Here is a 20181-nt window from a genome sequence, read left to right as displayed (position 1 = left end):
AAACAGAAATAGCTCGAAGATAAATCCGTCGATTTACCTTCGAGCTAATCTTAGTATGTTTGCTTGTTCATGGCTAAGGTCCAACTTCAACGCTCCACTTCTGCTCAGGATCAGATTGGTGCTTAAAACTGTAGAAGTGCTATTTTTCCTCATTACCATCTAAAGAAAATAAGGAAGCATAGGAGTCGTAGCTGTCTTTGGAATAGAATCCAGGTTTTAAATTTTCTTTGACTTCTAGCCCCATTTGTTCTGCTATGTCTTGTAATCTATCAAAATCTAAAGGGTTTAGTTGATTTTGATCTTCTTCAATAGCACGTTTAAAGGCCTCAACCGATTCAAACCAATGCACCCCTTTAAAGAAGCTATCTTGGTCTTCAATCGACTGGCTGGTCGCATCTTTAGAATAGATGCGGTGGCTAGCAAGCTGATACTTAGCATTTAACTCGAAGATTGTCTCCGGTAAATCTTCTGGAAAAAGCGTTTCTTCCGAACTCAATTTAAAAGCCAATCGCTCCTTAGAAGCAAGCTTTTGATAAAGAAATATCAAATGTTTCATTTTATGACACCTCCTAATGAATATAGTCTTGTTTATGTTGTGAATGGGAGAGATAGTTCCACTCTTTATCATTTTCATACCATATCTGTATCTCCCAGGGTAAGATAGTAAGTGCCACCTTATCTAATTCATAATATAAAAATAACAATTTTTTGAACAACTCTGTCAATTTTGATATATTAGTTATACATTTAACACAGAAAGGTTTTACAATGAGTAAGAGTACTATTATAAAAGAGTTAATACATCATTCTATTGAAGAGTCAACTGCTATTGAAAGACTTTACTTAATTGCTCTTGAATTGGGATATACTAAGATCATAAAATGGTGCGAAAATGAGTTACAAGGATACCCACCAGATGTCATAATTCCAGACTATAGACATATAGGACTAGGAGTTATTATTTATTCTGGCGTTAAAGGGAATGTAAAATTAGAAAATGCTATTTTACAACCAGAAATCGTTAGTAACAAATTTGACCAAATCCTAGAATTTACAAAAATAAATTCAAATATAACTAGTGTAAAACGAATAAGCAAGGGTACTACTTTTTCAATAGATTTAAATTGGCTAATTACACATGTATATAAAGTATCTAACATACAGTGCCTTCGCCTAAGAATGGATTATGATACTTCTGTTCTTCAGAATATTGTTTCTTCAGTTCGTATAAAGTTAATAAAAGCATTTATCTTACTAGAAAGTAAGTTCGGTAACTTAGATAATTTTGATATTGATTATAGCCAAGCTAATCAAGATGAACTAAATAATTTGAAAGGAGAATTAGAAAATATTTTATTTTATGATAATAAATCTCTTCAATAGTATCATAGCAAGTATAAATTACTCGCAAATTATATATTTAACTATAGGAGCCATTTTAAGTTTAATTGGTTCATTAGGTGTTATGTTAATCGAAAGATGTATCAATAGTCGCGGTCAAATAAATTTATATAAAAAGAATGTTTTTATTAAAAATTTTGATATAACCTGTGAAATTTGTGACAATAGGCTATATGTCCCTACTAGAATTGAAATAGTAAATACAAAAAACACTTCAGTTTTATTAAGGAATATTAACTTAGAATTATTTTATAATAATAAATTTAAAAAGAAAATGCTACAAATGGAAGAAATTGGTACTAGAACCTCTACTAATTATGGCACATATGGTAACGATAAAAAATACAGTATTATAGTGCCTAACAAATCCGTTTCGAGTTTAGAATTCTTATATATACTAGATAATCAAAATAAATTTGAGTTTAATAATATTCGTTTAAGTTTTTATGACGAAAAAGATAAAAAACATTATTATCGTTTTATGACTCTCTCTCAAGGCTGGAGTACCCAAAAAAAGTTTCATGATAAAGATTGGATAAAATTAGAAAAATTATAAGCGACAAATAGGCACATAATAATTTATACTACTGTAAATCTCCTAGCTATTTAAAAATATAGTTAGGAGAATTTTTTTAATTATGATTGTATTTTTAAACTAAAAGTCCTCCCCTAAGCCTGCTAAATGACTTAGGAGAGAACCTCCATTCATGAGATATCTATTAGGATGGTGGTGCAGGATCTGTTGCACTCCAGTCTGGCCAATCGGCTGTGTAATCGTCTACCGGCGCATCATCTATATAACTACTAGCTCCAGGTCCAGCAGCTGTGACACTAGGAGAAGACGAGGACGGGTTCGTCTGTATATAAGGCGCTTGGCCGTCATCAGATGGGAGGCCTTCAGGGAAGGTCGTATCTGATGATCCACTAGGCTGGATAGGTTCAGGGGTGGCGTCATAGGGATCACGCCCACTATAGTTTGGTGAACCATATAAGTCATCGAGATCGATATAGGTCAAGGCCTCATTAATTTCGGCGTCTGTGTAACCCTCCGCCTTCAGCCAATAAATAATATTGCCCTTCGTTACGGCACCATTCAACATGGCATTCAGGCTTTCGATAATCGCCCCTTCCACCCGCTTAGAAGGCTCTTTCCCCTTCTGCTTGGTCTTAGTCCCTGCTGCAGCCGACTCAGGGCTGGTCTTGTCCGAAGCAGACGTCTTCTTAAGCAGTCGGTCTTTCAACAAGTCAGCAGGGTTATAGTCCTGGCTGCCTAGGAGCTTGCCCTGAGCCGTCTTGGCGAACAGGGCCACAGGGGCCTTCATATCCGCAACCTTGAAGGCGATGGCGCTCTTGGCAGATTCATTCCGCTTCAACTTCTTGTTCTGGGTCTTCTTATAGCGCGAGTCTGGCACTTTGGCGATGGCCAGGTCGTTCTCGAAGTTATCATCCAGCTGGTCTTGGTGCTGGGTTGGGACAAAGCAGCGGATCCAAGCATCAAAAGCCGACAGCTCTTCCTCCGACTTGTTGGTCGCATCGTACCAGAAGGCAAGCACAGGCCCCTCCCCCTCTTCATTGCCCTCAGCCCCAGCAGGCAGGACCCGGACCTCTTCAATCTCGATATCAATATCCACCGTATCCAGGTATCGACCATCAAAAGTCTCAGGGATATTCTCATAGAGCTTAGCCTTGTCTAAGCGATAAACTCCCGGCAAGGCAGACGATGCCGACTCCTTCTCACAAGCGCACAAAGCCAGCCCTGCCACAAACACCAAGGCCAAGCGGTATAATTTCCTCATCAGTCACTTCCTCCAGTAAACATAATGAGAAAATTATAACAAATTGGGGGAAACTGGTGTATCAAAGATTTTAATGGGTGTGAGAGTTTTTAATTAGTTTTTGAATAACTGTCTTAGATGGGATATGTATTGGCATAAAGCTTTTATTTATTGTGATATACTCTAATTAACGATCACTATTTAAGCGAGTAATGAATTAGGAGGTAAGTCCGTTGAAAGATTTTGTTACTGCCCTAGCCTCAATCTTATGGGGCGTCTTCATCTCAAAATCCCCTAACGATCGCTTTACTGTTTTATACGCCATCATTACTGTAGGGATTTGCTTGGTGTATGCTTATTTGAGAGGAAAAAAGGATACTAAGCTATAAATGGATTAAACTTACTTTTTTGAGAAAACAAATCTTTTACATAAAATAAAACTATCCATGATATAATGAATTTGAAGTCCATTCATAGGAGGTTTAGGCCATTCTTAGAACAGAAGAACTCATTGATAAACTAAAGAGTAAAGGGGTTACTTTTAAGTATTGTAGTGAGGACGATGCAATCAAATTCCTAAATGAGCATAATTATTACGTCAAACTCACTGCATGCAAAACCAATTTCCTTAAACATAACAATAAATATGTAGGTCTTGATTTTAAAGCTTTGAAAGATTTATCAACTATAGATATGTATCTTAAACGCTGGATATTAAGTGCTAGCCTTAGCGTAGAACATGCTTTAAAAGTAAGCCTCTTAAAAGATATCCAAGAAAGAGGTGTTGATGAATACGAAATTGTAAGCGATTATCGACATTCTTCTGAAAAACTTTTTAAAGAAATAGAAAACCGGCGAAAAACTGTCTACGTCAGGAAGCTATTAAAGAAATTTGAACATCCAAATTATCCAGTCTGGGTTTTCTTAGAGGTAATATCTTTTGGAGCATTTGTTAACTTTTACAGATATTATTGTCAAAAATATTCTTGTGGTGAATTTGAATATGAATTATTGTATAAAGTTAAAAATATTCGTAACGCAGCGGCTCACAACAACTGTGTAATACATGACTTAGTTAATAAAAGGGGCTACTTCCATGAAAATCTAGCTGACCGTTTAGAAAATTTATTAGACGATATAAAAAGAAAAACCATTCAAAATAGATTAAAAAATAATTCCGTCCAAGATTTCATTGCGTTACTTATAGCTGTTGACGTAGTTATAAAAAGTAATGATCTAAAACGACACTTACTTGAGGAAATTAAGGAACTTTTCGATGGACGAATGGTTAGAGACGCCTATTTATATAAATCGAGCCCTAGTTTATGTCAAATGTATGATTTTTGTAAGATCATCATTGACAAACTACAAATTTAACACTATACTTACTTTACGACTTGAAAACGAAAGTTTTGCGGGCGATGCATTTATGCGTCGCCCGATTTTTTTATTTAACATATTACCCACCTATTACGAAGAGCTAAATACAGGCCAAATTATGAGCATATTAAAATAAAGAGTAGCTGTATTAAAGACAGCTATAGAAATTAGAATTTTAACTAGATTAAAGTATTATTGAAATTTCTCATTATCAAAAACATCTTTCCATCCTAGAAAGCGATCAATTTCATAAGAATAGTACTTCTCAAAATTTTCCTCATAAAACTTTTTTAAGTTTCCAAGCTGCTTCTTTCTTTTCAGCTATATATCTATTTTTCTTATCTAAATCAACCTGATGTGACGCTCTTAATAATTGGTCTAATTGATAAAGGTAACTTTCTGTAAATTCTACAGAACGAATCATCTCACCCTGAGCATTGGTAGAATAATAAACAAGTTCTTTTTTCTTTAAATAATCAAGTCTTTTTAAACATACACTTATAATATTAGTTAACTCTACTACAGTACCTATTTCTAATAGCCTTCATTTGCTCTATTTTATTTTCAATAGAAATTAAATATTCTTTTTGTAACATTAATTTAAACTTGTTCAATTTACGCTTCTTACAATAAGATTCTATTACTTTATTTATAATTGATAGTAAATAACCTACAATTACTCCTATCAATGATCCAATTATTTCCACTAAATTATCCACTCTTTCTATAGACTATTTTCTCTAGTATCCTACACAATCATTTTCACAACTTTATATGTATTTTATAGCCTAAATACTTTTCAATCTTCTTTTTTCGGTTTGAAAGTTGCTGCATCATTAAATTATTAGTATTTGGGGAATTAGCATCAAATATTCGTTGAGCTCGTTTTGTATAATTTATAAAGTTACCATAAGTTTTGTAATTAAGGCCCATATCAGTATATAAGTTATAAATCACTTTACGATAAGGCAGCTTCTTTAAATTTTTATCATACTTAACCCATTTAGCATATCCAATAGTCCTTTTTGTTTTTCTATAAAATTTTTGAACGCTTTTATTTCTCATCCTTACATTTTTGCCATCAAAAATAAATCCAAGATAGTCTAAATGACCCTTGGCATTCATAGAATTAGGGGCTAACTTTAGCAAATCATTATTTATGAAATAATATTTTTGGGATTTATCACTATTAATTTTAATTTTGTTTATTTTAGCTTCTTGTTCAATTATCTTAATAACTCTTTCTTGGTCATAATCTGATCTTAACTTAGGTAAAACTAATATAAAATCATCTGAGTATCTTCGATATATCCCATTATATTTAGCAGCAATTTCTTGCATGGACTGGTCAAAATCTATTGCATAAATATTTGCTAAAACAGGACTAATTGAAGTCCCTTGAGGAATACCAAACGACTGCTTATTATAAGAACATTTATTAAACTTTTGATAGGTTCTAAATTCTTTAAGAGAGTAAAAATATCTCTTTTCTTGTCCCTTAAAAGCTTCTTGTTGCGTATTCTGATAATTATCTAAAGCTTCACGATCATAATATCCAAATTTAGTTAAAGATTTGAAAATATTGTACCAATCATCAGAAAGATATGAAGTATCTAAGATCGTTTTAAGCCGAGTTTTCAATAATTCATGATCTAATGTATCAAAGTACTTTTCAAAATCACCTACATAAATCCATGCTTCAGGTTGTTGCTTTATAAAATTAATGACTTCTGCAGCAAAATTTATATTGGACTCCCCTGATTTATTATTCCTATAGGCTGTTGCTACTCGATCTAAATTATTTTGTTTTAAATAATCAGTGTACTTACAATTCAATAGCTGACTATAATATTTATAAATATAAGAATCAAAATGCCCAGCATACATAATCTGGCGTTCTTTGATTTTTATTGGGCGTCCTTCCAGTTCATTGTTTGGAATCCCAGTCCATTTTTCATTTGAAAGAACATATGATATAAAAGGCAAAAAGCTATGTTTTGCCACTTTAGTAGGAGACATTACATAGCTTTTAGCCTTTTGAATTCTTATTGGACGATCGATATGTTTATAAGGTTTCATTTTATAGTTATCAATTGAAATATATTTTTGACAATTCACACACATAACCTCACTGTAAGAGCTTAGGAATCTTTAGCTGGGCAACTAATTCCAGACTCCTAAGCGCAAAACTTGTATCTATAAAATAGATAGCCCACTACTTAACTATGCTATCATAGCATTAGGCTAGAAAGTCTCCATAAACGAAAGGAGAATTCGAACGTGTGTTCTATAATTCTACTGATGATTACTTTTGTAATCTTTCGATATGTCGAACCTATGAATCATCTTACAAGCATTATTAACCGATTCGCCAATTTAGCGGAAGGTATTTATTACTTGACAAAATGGTCCAAACTACCTATTCTAACACCTAACGTGTTAGGCATGTATATGTTATCATACTTTCTTATAAATAACAATTGCCTATGAACGTGTTGAATCTACTGATATTATATCAGATTTATAAAATCTAATTTAAAGTATTCAACCTGAAAAATAAGCTGATTAATTAGCTTATTTTATCATATAGTGTTATAATAAAGTTGTGGAACATAAGAAAGTCTACGTTTACAGCACAATACCCCTAGAAGCTGCAACTTCTAGGGGTATTTTTTCGCTTAGCGTGGAATAAGCGTGTGGGTTAAAATGGGCTAATCGGTTATTGTTTCTTGTTTAACCACCAAGAAAATAGTTCAATTACTATACCAACAAAAATTGGCACAATAACCAACATAAGAAAGTCATTTTGCATTTACAGCACCTCCCTCCAGGGAGTTAGCCCGAAACAATTATAGCACATTTACAATAAGTCAAATGGATTTTTATATAAATCAATTCTTATAGAATATTTCTACATATTTATCATACATTTCTAGTAATTCGGTTGTTTTGGCATACAAGTCATCATCAAGAATAGGCCCAATGCAACCAAGATTAGAACTGTGATCTAATAACATTAAACACATTCCTTCCACGTATTTTTTTACATGTAACTCTTTATAAATACTATTTTCATCAGTTATTTTTAGGTTTATTTTGTTATCATTTATAAACATTGGAAAGATTAAATTGACATTTAAAGCATGACTCCATTTTGATAATTCGCTATGTATTTCAGAATAGGTAGAGTTTTTTGTATAATTGTGGTTTTGAAGATTTATCGAAAGAGGAATAGTATCGCTATTTCTTAAATCTGTTTCAAGTTCATCTAGCTTTTTGATAATTTTACTTTGCATGAATCTATTGTCTCTTACAGTTCTAAATTCAATATTTTTATTCTGTAAATAATCTTTTCTAAAATCTTCATCTAAAACTACTAACCTAAATAACCTAAAAATTTCCATAGTGGTCCTAAATGAATTAAAAGAAGGTATACTCAGTTCATAAGAATTTAAAATAAAGAAGGAATAGATATATTGAAAAAATAATTTATTTAATATAATAAAACAACTTATGTCGTTATTATCGAAGAATTGACTGTATATTTTTTCTTCAGTTAATAAGGAATTGAATCTCTTATATAAATATCTTGCAAATTCATAAACAACTTTATAAAACTCATTCAAAAACTCTGATTCATTAAGATCTTTAAAATTTGATGTTTCTATCCTATTCATCTATATCTCCTCTTAAAATATTAAGTTCCGCATTTATCCATTCAAATTAATGTCCAAAATTAAGTCCTTCGTCCAATTTTTTAGTGAGCACTATATCAAGAAACAGCTACTTCTAGGGGAATTTTTCGCGTTATGTGGAAAGCCTCTCACTCGTCCCATATCTGCAAGGTATCGAGCAGGGGTTGGACTTGGCTTGGGGTGTAGGGTTCGACGGGGAGGATAAAGCCGTTATCTAAGGCTTCTTGCGCGCGGGCTGACTCAGATTCTGGGGTCCCGTGCCAATGATACGGCAAGCGATAGACGGTGACCGTACCGTCGTAGTTGCTGGTATATTGAAAGATTGAAGAGCCTGCCGTAGTCTTGCCCATGGCGATATTCCAGGCATCTGTGGGCCAAACTGGGGATAGCTCAGGAGCATAGGGATCTACAATTGTGCCTGCTGGTATGAAACTCGCATCGATATGGTCGCCATCGTTACCATAAGGGAAGAGGTCGGTGTTGTTCATCACACTCAGATAGACCCGGACCATTTCGACTTCTTTATTGGTGTAACCTGGATACTCATTGGATTCTTGGTACTCCTCGGCCTGGTAGTGAGCTCTGTTATCCTGAGTAGCTGGTGGTTGCTCTCGCTTAGCTGGTGTCTGGGTCTCAGAGCTGCTAGCTTGGCTTGAGCGCTCACTGGATGAATCGCTAGAAACTTGAGCTTCGGCGACCGACGAAACGTCTTGCTTGGGTTCAGATTCAGAAGCTGTTGATGCCTCTTCCTGGTCAATACTTGATCCGGCGCAGGCGGACAAGGCTAGGCTAGCAAGTAAAACTAAACTTATTTTGCCTGTCATAAGATCCTTCCTTTCAGTGAGAAGATAAGATGGCTTACTCTGTATCTCTTAGCTAGTCTTAGTATACCAACTTGATAGAGTTAATTGCTTCATTGACAATAAATTCTCCTAGAAACTACTCTTTCTAGGGGAACCCGATCTTTTTTGTCAGCTAGACTTAGCCAGGCGCCCAGTCTAATTCCTAGCTTCTGGGAGATAGCAATCTACTAGTCATCCCGGCAAGCTGCAGCTTGCTTCGAGAGGCATTAAAAATTCCATAATTCCGCATTATAAACCGTCTAGATATTTACCTTTAATGGCCGTTTTGGTATGCTTATTTCATGGCAAGATTGGCGACTACTTATTAATCGTAAGTTTCTTGCCTGATAAGTGAACGATACATGGCGTATTTATTTTTACCTTAAGACTAGCTAAGTTGATGATATAATCCACCATGTCACATCACAAAATGGGGGTTAACACGATCCTATGAAACATTCACCGATCAAGAGACAGACCAATATTGAGTTGTTAAGAATCATTTCGATTATAATGATTATTTTTCATCATTTTGCAGTGCATGGTGGTTTTAATTGGGAAGCAACCGCTATTACCATCCCCCACTTTTGGTATAACTTCATCGTCATAGGAGGGAAGGTTGGCGTTAATGTTTTTATTTTGATGTCAGGCTACTTCCTCATCACGAAACAGGACAAGCTCTTTGATGTGAAAAAGATTTTGAAACTTTGGGGACAAATTATTTTTTATTCAATCGGTCTCTTTGTCATATTCTCCTTGTTTCCTGTTCATGACTATGCCAATAATATGACCTTAAAATCCCTGTTCCCGATTACCTTCTCTTCATGGTGGTTCGCGAGTACATACTTTGTCCTCTACCTCATCCACCCATTTCTTAATCGTTTGCTCAATGGACTCGACAAGAAAGCCTATCAAACCCTTCTTATATTACTGGTCACAATGTGGTCTGTCATTCCGACATTAACGGCTTCAAACTTTCAGAGCAATTACTTATGGTGGTTCGTTACATTATATGTGATTGCTGGCTATGCGCGATTGCATGGCTTTAACCATAATTTGACCAGCAAACAATATTTTATCTGGTCGGGTATCTTCTCAGCCTTCACCTATCTTTCCAACATCATGTTTACGGTATTAGGCACAAGGTGGGAGGAGCTTGCTGCCTATGCCACGCACTTTTATGGGATGGAGAAGTTATCGATTCTATTCATCGCCTTAAGCTTATTCTTGGGCTTTGTGAAACTTGATGTGCCTTACAATAAATTCATCAACCTCTTAGCATCCACCACATTCGGTATCTACCTATTACATGACCATCGCATACTAAGACCTTTTTTATGGCATGATATCTTCCAAAACCAGCACTATCAAGATTCACTCCTCCTAATCCCCTACTCTATTCTTGTGGTGGGCTTAGTTTATAGCGCATGTGCGCTCATCGATTTAATCAGGCAAAAGCTTGTTGAAAAACCCTTTATGCGCTGGGTGGATCGCCATAAAGATAAGCTGTTAAAGCTTTTGAGTAAACTTGGGCAGTTTTGTAGAAAGCTGGTATTCGGCTGATCTGTTTAGAAAACCGCTAAGCATTAAATATAAGCACTCGGCAAGATTAAAGCAAGCCCCCGCAATGAGAAAGAAACTAACAATAAAACATCCCCCTAGAAAGCATCTTTTCTAGGGGGATATTTCATTGACCACGTTTCTAATTATTCCTTCTTTTCTTAAAGCTACTCAAGCGCAAAAGTAGTCCGACTACGAGACTGGACAAGCCGATGCCTAGCATAGTTTGGTCCGACCCTCCCCCGGTTTGAGGGAGCTGGGTGAATACCCTTGGAGCATTAGCGGTCGCCTCGGCACTCCTTCTTAAGCTTGATTGGTTAGAAAGCTTGGTCTGAACAGATTGGTGGTGGAGCTGGGGCTTCACTGAACTTACCTTCGCTCGATCAGTGCTTTGACTTGCTAAAGCTTCAGAGCGAACCCCTAGCTTAGAACTTGGAAGCAAGGTTGGGGCCTTCTTTGCTTTGTCCGGATTGGCGGTAAGCAGGTGCTCAGGAGCTACAGAGCCAGGGGCCATGCTTTCCGATATAGGACTTATATGATCCATCCCAGCCTCTTCTTTAACCTGGTCATAGGAATTAGATACCGAGTCGTCACTTATCCTAAGTGAGTCATCAGAAGTCATAAGCTCTTCTGTATGAGTAGAGGAGACTTCTTCCCCTTCACTTTGTCCTTGAGGCATAGCTTGCGGTCTCTCTACCGGTCCTCGAGACATCTCGCCCCTTGGATTGGTATCAACAGCTTGCTCAGTGGATGGCGGCCTTGGGCTATCAGGCTCTTGCGGATGAACTGGTAGCGATGGCTCCTCTTCAGCTGGAAGCCCTGATTGCCCCTTGCCAGTACCAAGGCCAATAATCAGGTCTTGACCAGGGAAGTCCTGGCGGGAAATCTCCTGGGTCTTGAGGATATTATTCTGGTGGTCCTTATAGATCCGGTTGGTAATCTCGGTATAGCGATTCACGCCGTCCTGGATGATCACATGCTCGCCCAGAGCCAGATCGTCGAGCGGCTGAATCACCGTCTTGAAATTCTGCTCATTGATGCGGAGCACCTGGTCTTCGGATTCTGGGACCAGGCGGATGTGGTAGCCTGGGAGGGCTTCGAAGTAACCTGGGATGGTTTCGTAAAGATGGCCTGTAATAATATCACCAGGCTCAGCTTTCTTATCCGTTACAACTGGAACTGGACGATCTTTAGGCGCTGGCTGCTTAATATTTCGCTCTTTAGTTCCAACTTCAACAATCCTATCAATAGCCGGAATTTCCCAATCTTTCAGGAGTTCTCTGTTTAATAAATGACCATCGACAGATGATGTATCACGGATCAAACGATAGCGTAAGGAAGGATGTCCCTCCACTTTCACCCGTTCTTCTCCCTCGAACATATCTGGATTCCTCACATAAGTTGTATTAACATACTCACTATCCCAGACAGTAATTTTATCTTCAACAATCGGTGAAGGCAGAACTTCCACCTTCATCGATTTCATCGTGCCTTCGATATTTATAATCAAGACTGCTGTTCCCGGCTTAAGAGCGGATATCGAGCCATCGTCATTGAATTGGATGACATCTGGATTTAGAGAGACATTGTTGCCTTTAAAAGCATGTACGTTTCTGAAATAAGTTTTTAAAGAATTTGTTTTGATATTTAAGCGATAATGCTTTTTTTCATATATAGAAGATAAATCTGAAATATGGTATTTACTATTTTCTTTATAATTTTGGTTATAAAGAATTTTAAAAGTCCCTTTATAAGCATTTGTAGAATTGTAATCTTTATAGTCAGTAGAACCAACTATTGTTAAAAGATCAACTGAATTTTCTGTCTCATGATTGTTATCTGTATAATTAGCAGCTAAAGCAAATGATTGATTAATAGGATCTAAAACTAGATTTAAATAATAAGAAAGGTCTACTTCTTCACCAAGTTGTTGTTTACCCCTATTAAGGTTGTGTTTAGTAATATAGCTTAAGCCAATATTGTTTAGTAATACATTATATACCATCGGATAATTATCGCTATAATCTCTAATGCCTGCAGTAATTTTTCCTGAATAGTTCTCTTTTGCTTTAGTATTTTTAGAGAATTCACTTGTATTTAATGTCCAATACATTGGCCAATAAAATTGATTTGCTTCAGCCAGATTCAACAAAGCTAAATTCTCTAAATCACTATTCCAAGATACACGATTAACATATTCTTCCTTGGTACTAATACCTTCAGTTTTCAATCGATCACGAAGTCGCTCACCATTAATCCAAACGCCCTCAACCCGTTCACCAGTTTTAGGATTGATTTGTTCACCGATCAATTCACTGTTTGCTTCCATATCCCAAACGATTGACCGCAATTCTTTAATAGCTGTTAATCCATCTTCTTTAGTTTTTCCTTGGTCGAGCTTTACAGTTGATTCTAAGATAACCGGTGCGTCCAATTCAGCATTCAAGTTTAAAATCGGTACTTCTTCAGACTTCACTACTACTTTAGTGTCAGTAAAGGTTTGCTTATGAATGACATCATCAGGTTCAGGCATTGCCGGAAAGGCTATATTACCTTTATGTTCATCAAGTACAACCTCAATCGGCGCTTCAACTAATGCTTCATACTCTTCAATAACCTTCTGATCCTGCTCTTTACGGTAGGCTTGCTGGCTGTCATCTGAAGCACTTGAACTTGCATCCTCGCTAGAAGCTGCTCCTGTACGAGTTGGCGCTGATTCAGGGCGAGTTGGTGCTTCATCTACTGGACCGGCTAAGTCTGGCGCCAGACTGCTTTCAGCTAGCTTATCAGTCGCAGCATATTCTGCGGCGGGCTGCTCTTCGGCCTGGACCTGCTCGCCCTGGGCAAGAAATGCGCTGAGGATCAAGGAAGTCGTGGCTAGGGGGAGGAAGGATTTTTTCATCGGTATTCTCTCTTTCGTTTATTTTATTTTAAAAATGCAATTTGAGACAGTAGATTAAAAGGCAACTGGAAATGTGTTAATTGTTAGTACCTGACATTTTCAATTGCCTGCATCAGTATATTGCCTATTTAAATTTAAGATGATTTATATATAGGTCATTATATTATTTCTAATTTATTGCTTTTTTACTTTAATGATGGTTTAAAATCTAATAATTTTTAGATTTAACGATTACGTCTAAACCAAAAGACAAATCATCACACAGTTAAATCAGTTTCTTAAAATTTTGCTCATTGATGCGCAACACCTGGTCTTCGGTTTCAAAGTCTAGATGGATACAGTGATATCTATAAAATCGATTTTAAGTTAATACTCAATTTGATTCGAAACTATATTCCTATTAGCAATATTAATTTGATTTTGGATAGGAGTATATAAATCAATTTCTTCATCAGGAGTAGAAATGCTGATAATTAACGAATACTTTATTTTGTTATTATATTTTTTTAAGTGCTGTCTTTTATTCCACCAACCGCCTCCTGGATAAACAGCAATAAAACGATTTTCAGCTAAATTTGAAGCAGTATCTTCCCAAACATCTGAATGAATTGACCCGACATCTCTATTATTTGTTCCTAATAGCCATCGATTACTATCGTTTTTTTGTTTCCTGATAAGTTCCATTATTTATTGCTTTTTCTCGAGCTTTTTTATTTATCCTAGTTACAAAATCTTCTTTGTTTTCATTTATATTATTAATATCAAAAGAAAGTCTACATCCTGGATATCTATATTTATCGCCCCATCCGATTTGCCCAGGTGATGGATCGATAAAATAGGATAATGTTACTTTCAATTTAACCGGCGTATTACCTAAACTTAATAGTACATCTTTAGGCCACGGAATTTCATGAATAGCCATTTCATTAATTGTAGGGGAATTATTTCCTACTTTCTTAAAGGGTTGGATTTCATCTTCAACAATTAAGTTAGCTGAGTTATCAAAACTATATAATGCTGCTTCTACATTAGGTTTACCATAACCAACTGTTCTCAATAATGCTCTGTATTCGCCTTTATTTAAATCTTTTTTATCATTATGACCAAATATTTGCTTGAACATCTCATCAGTCCATTCTGCTGAATGTACCATTATAGCTCTAACTGTTTGAGGGCAAATATCTGGATATCGACTCATTATTTTAATCGCTAAATTTGATGCCTGAGCAGTTGCTGCACTAGTTCCGTTGAACGTAGTAAAATAATCTCCTCTATTAAATTTATTATTTGCAGTTAATAAGCTTAAGTGATCACTGGTATCATATTTAATGTATGGATCATCCTTATTGAAGCCAACATTTCCTCCTTCAAAAACCACTTCTGGTTTTATAGGCCACTTAGAATCCCACATAACTGACGAAGAAGTTAACGGGGAAAATCCGCTCTTTAACGCTATAGGTTTATAATTATTTAATGCTTCATATTCAGAGACTAAAGCTTTTTCAGTATAAGCTCCAACAGTTAGAGCATTCCAAGATTGCCCAGGATTTTCAACAGAATGTAAAGTTACAGCTGTTTTGTAATCTTCTGCATCCTCAATTTCTTCTAAACTTGTGTTTCCTCCAGAAATGATTATCAATCTAGACTCAGTCTCTTCAGCACCATAATTTCCTAAAGATAAATTATCTATTCCTGCGGACCAGGAAGTAGGCGTTCCGTCAGCTTTATACCCGCTACTATTGTTAGAGTTTTCGCTATTGCCAGAAGTCACAGCCATTGCAATAACCCTTTTGGCAGATGGATTTTGTATTTCTACTTTCGATATAGCTTCAGAAGTAACATCAGCATAAAGTTTTATATCCTTTTCATCACTTGCTTCTGCATTTTCCTTAAGGATTCTCACAGATTCTAAATGATGATTGATATTGTATTTTAAACAAGAATCTAATAATCTTTCTAAATTATAATATGTCGCAATACCTGCCATGGCAGTTCCATGTCCACTACCACTTTTATCTTGTACTATTTTGTCATCAAATACTGTATGCATATCTTCATCTGAGAGGACAGAGGAAATTAAAGGATGACCATTACTTACACCTGTATCAAGTAAACAGATAGAGAAATTAGAGTCATCAAAAGAGAGTCTTTCCAACAGCTCCTCTGACCATTCTCTTTGTTCGTTTCTATCATTATCTCTTAAGAAAAAGGGAACAGGAACTTGATTTTTTCTAATTTCTGCAATTTTTGAAGTATTTTGTACTAAATTTTCTAACATTTCAAAATTTGCTATTACAGATATGACAACTCTTTCCGGAAATTCTACAAAGCTATCATAATGACTGATTTCAAACTGTTCGCATAAAGAAAAAAACTCTTCCACTACTTTTTCAGGACTATCTTTTTTATAAACACTTAACCAAATTTCACAAGCTTCTTTATTTTTATTAGGAATTTCGGCCTGATCTGTCCATAATTCATGAACTGTAGCTCTATTGACATCTTCAATACTATCAATAAATTTATTAGAATCTTTTGAAGTTCTATATTCATCTAATTTTTTTGAATAAAAATCTTTTTTCTTTTCAGGTAGAAAAACAGTCGCATACTGAGTAGTACATTTTTCTTCAGAATCATACGTTTCCTTAATATTACACAAGCGAACATTTTGCGACGCATGCTCAAGACTATTAGTAAGTAATTTATAGCCTTCTTTACCTTTAAATTGTAAATAAACTCCATCTTTTTCTGTGATGGAGTTATCTTTATCTGTTGAATTATTAGCTAATATAGAATTTATTTTATTTTCTAATTTAGCAGCATGGGCAATTCTATTCCGTTTTGGTATATTTTCCTTATTCCTTCCATTATTTGTAGGAGTATAAGGGATTCTTTCACCGTTATCATGTAAATTTATATGGTTATGTCGCATTATGATCTATCCTCTTGATATTTCATAAATTTTCTTCTCTCCTTTAGAAATTGTAATAATATTTTATTATCAACGTTATCCTCGCTCAGCAATGAATATTTTTTGGTTTCATTACAAGCTGTAACAATTTCAGAATGACTCAGTCCTTTTGCAGAGTCTACTATTTCTTTGTTTATAGAAATTTGATTAAAAGAAATATCTTGCAGATTTAATTTAAGTAATTTAATGATTTGAATCTCATCAGGAAATCTATACTCAAAGACGTCATCAAACCTTCTAAATAATGCTTTATCTAACATAGATGGATTATTTGTTGCGCAAATAATGATACTGGAAGAGTCATCTGTTTCTATATATTGAAGAAAGGAATTCAAAATTCTTCTCATTTCTCCCACATCATTATCATATCTTCGATCCGAACCAATTGCGTCAAATTCATCAAAAAAATAAACTCCTCTATTTTCTTGTATCTGTTCAAAAATCTCTTTTAATTTTACACTAGTTTCACCCATGTATTTCGATATTAAAGAGTGTATCTGGACAGTATATAAAGGCAATTGTAATTCATGACCAATTACAGACGCTGTCATAGTCTTACCAGTTCCTGGTTCCCCTTCTAATAAGAGTTTAGATCTATTTTTTAGTCCATATTTTAAAAGAATATTTCTTTTTTTATATTCTGAAATAATTCTATCTATTTTTACTTCAATATCTTCACTAACAACTAATTGCTCTATTCCAGCTGAAGGATATTCAAGTTTAAACAATTTATTAGCATCATTAAGTTTTACAACCTTATTTTTAGTAGAAGGAGAGTTGTCGATAATAGCTTTCAACTCTCTAGCGCTTGATGTATGACCAATTTTTGCTTCATGAGCAGCTATCTGCAAAGCAATTACTTTAAACTTCTCATTATCTTCATTAAAATGAGATTTAAATAATTCTTTTATTTGATTTATTGTTGCCATACTCTCCTCCTTTACCAAAAATCAACTTATTAATATAAATAATTATGGATTTGCTACTTGTAGTTATAGTACCACACTTTACTTCCATATCCTATTTAAATAAGCCAAAACCATCTCTCTATTAAACACCAAATTAACAATCAAAACAACTAATGAGAAGATAATTCCCTCAACAATCGCTAGTTTGACCCATTCAATGATGTTTACAATATCACCATCGAAGAAGCTACCAATCCAGAACGTAATGCTGAAAATTAAAATGTCGACCAGCATGTGCTTCGTGAATATTTTCTTACTACGATGAAGGATATTGTTTGATAAATACTGTATGAAATATAAGGTCCGATAGAGTACTGCTAAGAAGGTTCCTACTGCTACTCCAATTAAGCCGAAATTTGATACTAGTATTATTGAAAGAACGACATTTAACAGAGCTTCAATGATAGCGCTTGCTTGTGTTTGTTTATAGTGACCGGCAGATAATACAACTGCTGTATATGGTATTCGGATACAATATACCAGCTGAGCGAGGCACAGCATTAAAGCAAATATAGGCGCATTGTAGTCAGCATCATTTATACCACTTGTATAGACCTTAACAAAGGGAACAATTAAGCTTGCTGTTAATGAAAAGAGTAAAGTTGATGCATTATGCATTAACCATTCAATTCGATTAAAGTGCAAATTGAGTTCAGAAATCCGCTCTTCTGCAATCATATGTCCAAAAAATGACTGGAAACTCGATGTAAAAGAAGACAATAACAATTTAATCCCATTAATGACTAGGTTATAAATCGTATAGACAGATACATTTTTTAAAGTAGAAAAAATAGTCAAAACCACAATATCTGTACTATCCAAAATGACATAGGCTACGTGTTGAGCAATGCCATTCCATTTTTGTGGTATTGCGTCCTTCGTAAAATGACTACTAGTTGATATATTATAATTTCTCTTCACATAAAAATATAGGTACAGAGGTCGAATTAAGAATACTAATCCCGACACAAACTTGACTGTCACAATACCAAAGCCTGTGTATATTAATATTACTGACAGAATTAGATTAAGTATGATCGTAGCCATACTACCTAAAATTTGAATGTAGTTCTTCTGATCAGCATTTAATATAATTTGATTCACTAAGCCAAAATAAAACTGTGAGAATAAACTAATTGACATCGCGATGATTAAGAAAATCGTTGAGATATTAGATAAAGGACTATCGATAAAAAAAGGAAAAGTGAAACACAGAATAACAACATAAATTAATAAAATACCAGCCAATCGTTTAAAAAAATGATTGGCTGCACTTGCTATACTGCTCACTCGATCAATATCCCCTCTAACTAGAGGTTGGTACAAAGCGGATTGAACGACGGATCCTACTCCTAGTTCCAAAAAATTAATGATCGATAAAAATTGTCCAATAGAAGACTGTAAACCATTAATTTCTGAACCATAAAAATTTAAAATAAAGCGAGGGAGTATTAAACCAGACACAATTAACAAAATTTGGTTAACTAATGAAAATGAAGAATTGAGTTTTAATTTTTTTATATTATCCATTAGTCCCCCTCACGATTATCAATAGGAAGTTGCCACAAATTCCCTAGCATTAAATTAGCTTCATCTGGATATATCGGTTCAAAACCCGCACCATTTGTAAAAGTCATCTCACCAAAGTATATTTCTCCATCAACGTTATAGAGATCTACTCTGACATGAGAAAAGCCTTCACAAAGAATCTGAGCAAGTTGAATCATCTGGTCAAAGTTCTTTGGTTTAGGAACTTCTCCCTCAAAATTGGAATAATTATATTGGTTCCAATCTTGTAGATCCCAATCGAGATTATAGACATTACGCTTATGTTCACTATAGCGATCAAAATCAACCCAACAATAATAAACTTTTCCGTCAAAACATAAAAACTTATAATCATTCAGATGGCCTGAAGAATCTTCAATATACTCTTCAGCAATTATTTTAGGCTGAATATCTTTATAGTGTAATTCTAAAGACTCTGTATAACCAAAGTTTCGCTTCAAAGCATTATTAAATATTACTTTTTGGATTTTCCAATCAATTTTATCTTTATCTTTTACAATTAAATTTACACCTGAAGAATGGTTGACCTTCAATACAAATTGATCAGGTAGGTCTTCTAGATTGATTTCTTCAAAGCTATCCCACACACCTAGTAAGGAAACAAGATATTCGTCACCAATTTTATCTGCTACCCACTGCCTAACCAAATATTTATCACTCAATTGTGTCTTTAGTTGAGAGCCACCATATAGTTTAACCCATTGCATTTTCTCAGTGTAGCGTTCTAAATGATTCCAATCCAGATCCTGATTTGTTCTATTCTTATAAACAAACTTTAAATTATCTTCCATTTGTTTATTAGTAAATTGACTTCTTTTCTTTTCTTTCTTTATTTCTATATTATTCTTGTAAGTTATATATTTAGAATATAAAGGAGTTAATTTTTTTAGAGTTGATTTTAACATATACTCTCACTTCCAATAATTTCAATTTAAGTATCATAATTTATAATTTAAAGAGGCTTTAATAAATTATATTAAAAGACTTAAGTTTTAAGTATGTTAAAAATAATATTTTTTTTGAAATATTATTTTTATATTTTAATGGGAGTACTTCTTGATATATTTTCCTAAATTCATTACTAACGTACTTTCTTTCTTTTTTATCCTTAATAAATG

The 20181-nt window shown here is 34.6% G+C and carries 17 protein-coding genes; 5 read left to right on the top strand and 12 right to left on the bottom strand.

What is annotated here, in order from left to right:
- Positions 1 to 139 precede the first annotated feature (139 nt).
- Positions 140 to 556, bottom strand: coding sequence for a hypothetical protein (locus QP860_RS09775; protein ID WP_070617531.1), 417 nt, complete (start codon positions 554 to 556; stop codon positions 140 to 142).
- A gap of 212 nt (positions 557 to 768) precedes the next feature.
- Between QP860_RS09775 and QP860_RS09770 the strand changes: the two genes are divergently transcribed.
- On the top strand, positions 769 to 1383 hold the full coding sequence (locus QP860_RS09770; RefSeq protein ID WP_070617528.1) for an AbiTii domain-containing protein: 615 nt from the start codon (positions 769 to 771) through the stop codon (positions 1381 to 1383).
- Positions 1384 to 1465: 82 nt separating this feature from the next.
- Positions 1466 to 1957 carry a hypothetical protein gene (locus QP860_RS09765; protein WP_143236728.1) on the top strand — a complete coding sequence of 164 codons (492 nt, stop codon included), beginning with the start codon at positions 1466 to 1468 and terminating at the stop codon, positions 1955 to 1957.
- A gap of 163 nt (positions 1958 to 2120) precedes the next feature.
- On the opposite strand, the gene QP860_RS09760 is transcribed toward QP860_RS09765, so the two are convergent.
- On the bottom strand, positions 2121 to 3197 hold the full coding sequence (locus tag QP860_RS09760) for a DUF5067 domain-containing protein (RefSeq protein WP_070817336.1): 1077 nt from the start codon (positions 3195 to 3197) through the stop codon (positions 2121 to 2123).
- 212 nt (positions 3198 to 3409) lie between these two features.
- Between QP860_RS09760 and QP860_RS09755 the strand changes: the two genes are divergently transcribed.
- Positions 3410 to 3565, top strand: a complete 156-nt coding sequence (locus QP860_RS09755) for a hypothetical protein (RefSeq protein WP_284912656.1) — start codon at positions 3410 to 3412, stop codon at positions 3563 to 3565.
- 100 nt (positions 3566 to 3665) lie between these two features.
- Positions 3666 to 4553: an Abi family protein gene (locus QP860_RS09750; protein ID WP_350338480.1), complete on the top strand. Its 888-nt coding sequence runs from the start codon at positions 3666 to 3668 to the stop codon at positions 4551 to 4553.
- Positions 4554 to 5318: 765 nt separating this feature from the next.
- Here the strand turns inward: QP860_RS09750 and QP860_RS09745 are convergent.
- The 4 genes from QP860_RS09745 to QP860_RS09730 all read right to left on the bottom strand — a co-directional run bounded on the left by QP860_RS09745 (position 5319) and on the right by QP860_RS09730 (position 9075).
- Positions 5319 to 6674: a reverse transcriptase domain-containing protein gene (locus tag QP860_RS09745; protein WP_246818919.1), complete on the bottom strand. Its 1356-nt coding sequence runs from the start codon at positions 6672 to 6674 to the stop codon at positions 5319 to 5321.
- Positions 6675 to 7275: 601 nt separating this feature from the next.
- Positions 7276 to 7350, bottom strand: coding sequence for a type I toxin-antitoxin system Fst family toxin (locus tag QP860_RS09740; protein WP_371440388.1), 75 nt, complete (start codon positions 7348 to 7350; stop codon positions 7276 to 7278).
- 97 nt (positions 7351 to 7447) lie between these two features.
- Complete coding sequence (locus tag QP860_RS09735; protein WP_284912654.1) at positions 7448 to 8233, bottom strand: hypothetical protein; 786 nt, start codon at positions 8231 to 8233, stop codon at positions 7448 to 7450.
- A 146-nt stretch (positions 8234 to 8379) separates the two neighbouring features.
- Positions 8380 to 9075 (bottom strand): YdeJ family lipoprotein, encoded by a 696-nt coding sequence (locus tag QP860_RS09730; RefSeq protein WP_070617505.1) that lies wholly within the window; start codon positions 9073 to 9075, stop codon positions 8380 to 8382.
- A 468-nt stretch (positions 9076 to 9543) separates the two neighbouring features.
- Between QP860_RS09730 and QP860_RS09725 the strand changes: the two genes are divergently transcribed.
- Positions 9544 to 10656: an acyltransferase family protein gene (locus QP860_RS09725; protein ID WP_070617502.1), complete on the top strand. Its 1113-nt coding sequence runs from the start codon at positions 9544 to 9546 to the stop codon at positions 10654 to 10656.
- Positions 10657 to 10795: 139 nt separating this feature from the next.
- Here the strand turns inward: QP860_RS09725 and QP860_RS09720 are convergent, their stop codons facing one another.
- The 6 genes from QP860_RS09720 to QP860_RS09695 all read right to left on the bottom strand — a co-directional run bounded on the left by QP860_RS09720 (position 10796) and on the right by QP860_RS09695 (position 19968).
- Positions 10796 to 13555, bottom strand: coding sequence for a G5 domain-containing protein (locus QP860_RS09720; RefSeq protein WP_284912652.1), 2760 nt, complete (start codon positions 13553 to 13555; stop codon positions 10796 to 10798).
- 366 nt (positions 13556 to 13921) lie between these two features.
- The gene (locus QP860_RS09715) at positions 13922 to 14239 is read right to left on the bottom strand and encodes a hypothetical protein (RefSeq protein WP_284912651.1); all 318 of its coding nucleotides are present in this window, start codon (positions 14237 to 14239) and stop codon (positions 13922 to 13924) included.
- On the bottom strand, positions 14208 to 16487 hold the full coding sequence (locus QP860_RS09710) for a S8 family peptidase (protein WP_284912649.1): 2280 nt from the start codon (positions 16485 to 16487) through the stop codon (positions 14208 to 14210). The genes QP860_RS09715 and QP860_RS09710 overlap by 32 nt, the downstream gene beginning before the upstream one ends.
- Positions 16487 to 17455 (bottom strand): AAA family ATPase, encoded by a 969-nt coding sequence (locus QP860_RS09705; RefSeq protein ID WP_070617496.1) that lies wholly within the window; start codon positions 17453 to 17455, stop codon positions 16487 to 16489. The genes QP860_RS09710 and QP860_RS09705 overlap by 1 nt, the downstream gene beginning before the upstream one ends.
- A gap of 78 nt (positions 17456 to 17533) precedes the next feature.
- On the bottom strand, positions 17534 to 19024 hold the full coding sequence (locus tag QP860_RS09700) for a lipopolysaccharide biosynthesis protein (RefSeq protein WP_083317402.1): 1491 nt from the start codon (positions 19022 to 19024) through the stop codon (positions 17534 to 17536).
- The gene (locus QP860_RS09695) at positions 19024 to 19968 is read right to left on the bottom strand and encodes an ATP-grasp fold amidoligase family protein (RefSeq protein ID WP_284912646.1); all 945 of its coding nucleotides are present in this window, start codon (positions 19966 to 19968) and stop codon (positions 19024 to 19026) included. The genes QP860_RS09700 and QP860_RS09695 overlap by 1 nt, the downstream gene beginning before the upstream one ends.
- Between the last annotated feature and the right edge of the window lie 213 nt (positions 19969 to 20181).

Source organism: Aerococcus sp. UMB1112A, assembly GCF_030230715.1.
Taxonomy (GTDB): domain Bacteria; phylum Bacillota; class Bacilli; order Lactobacillales; family Aerococcaceae; genus Aerococcus.
Note: the sequence above shows the minus strand (reverse complement) of the source record. Positions and strands in the feature narration are given on the sequence as shown.

What these genes read in the sequence shown, in the direction of transcription:
- QP860_RS09735 (WP_284912654.1), bottom strand. Translation starts at nt 8,233, where the DNA reads ATGAATAGGATAGAAACATCAAATTTTAAAGATCTTAATGAATCAGAG.
- QP860_RS09705 (WP_070617496.1), bottom strand. Translation starts at nt 17,455, where the DNA reads ATGGCAACAATAAATCAAATAAAAGAATTATTTAAATCTCATTTTAAT.
- QP860_RS09760 (WP_070817336.1), bottom strand. Translation starts at nt 3,197, where the DNA reads ATGAGGAAATTATACCGCTTGGCCTTGGTGTTTGTGGCAGGGCTGGCT.
- QP860_RS09695 (WP_284912646.1), bottom strand. Translation starts at nt 19,968, where the DNA reads ATGTTAAAATCAACTCTAAAAAAATTAACTCCTTTATATTCTAAATAT.
- QP860_RS09775 (WP_070617531.1), bottom strand. Translation starts at nt 556, where the DNA reads ATGAAACATTTGATATTTCTTTATCAAAAGCTTGCTTCTAAGGAGCGA.
- QP860_RS09730 (WP_070617505.1), bottom strand. Translation starts at nt 9,075, where the DNA reads ATGACAGGCAAAATAAGTTTAGTTTTACTTGCTAGCCTAGCCTTGTCC.
- QP860_RS09700 (WP_083317402.1), bottom strand. Translation starts at nt 19,024, where the DNA reads ATGGATAATATAAAAAAATTAAAACTCAATTCTTCATTTTCATTAGTT.
- QP860_RS09770 (WP_070617528.1), top strand. Translation starts at nt 769, where the DNA reads ATGAGTAAGAGTACTATTATAAAAGAGTTAATACATCATTCTATTGAA.
- QP860_RS09725 (WP_070617502.1), top strand. Translation starts at nt 9,544, where the DNA reads ATGAAACATTCACCGATCAAGAGACAGACCAATATTGAGTTGTTAAGA.
- QP860_RS09710 (WP_284912649.1), bottom strand. Translation starts at nt 16,487, where the DNA reads ATGCGACATAACCATATAAATTTACATGATAACGGTGAAAGAATCCCT.
- QP860_RS09715 (WP_284912651.1), bottom strand. Translation starts at nt 14,239, where the DNA reads ATGGAACTTATCAGGAAACAAAAAAACGATAGTAATCGATGGCTATTA.
- QP860_RS09720 (WP_284912652.1), bottom strand. Translation starts at nt 13,555, where the DNA reads ATGAAAAAATCCTTCCTCCCCCTAGCCACGACTTCCTTGATCCTCAGC.
- QP860_RS09765 (WP_143236728.1), top strand. Translation starts at nt 1,466, where the DNA reads ATGTTAATCGAAAGATGTATCAATAGTCGCGGTCAAATAAATTTATAT.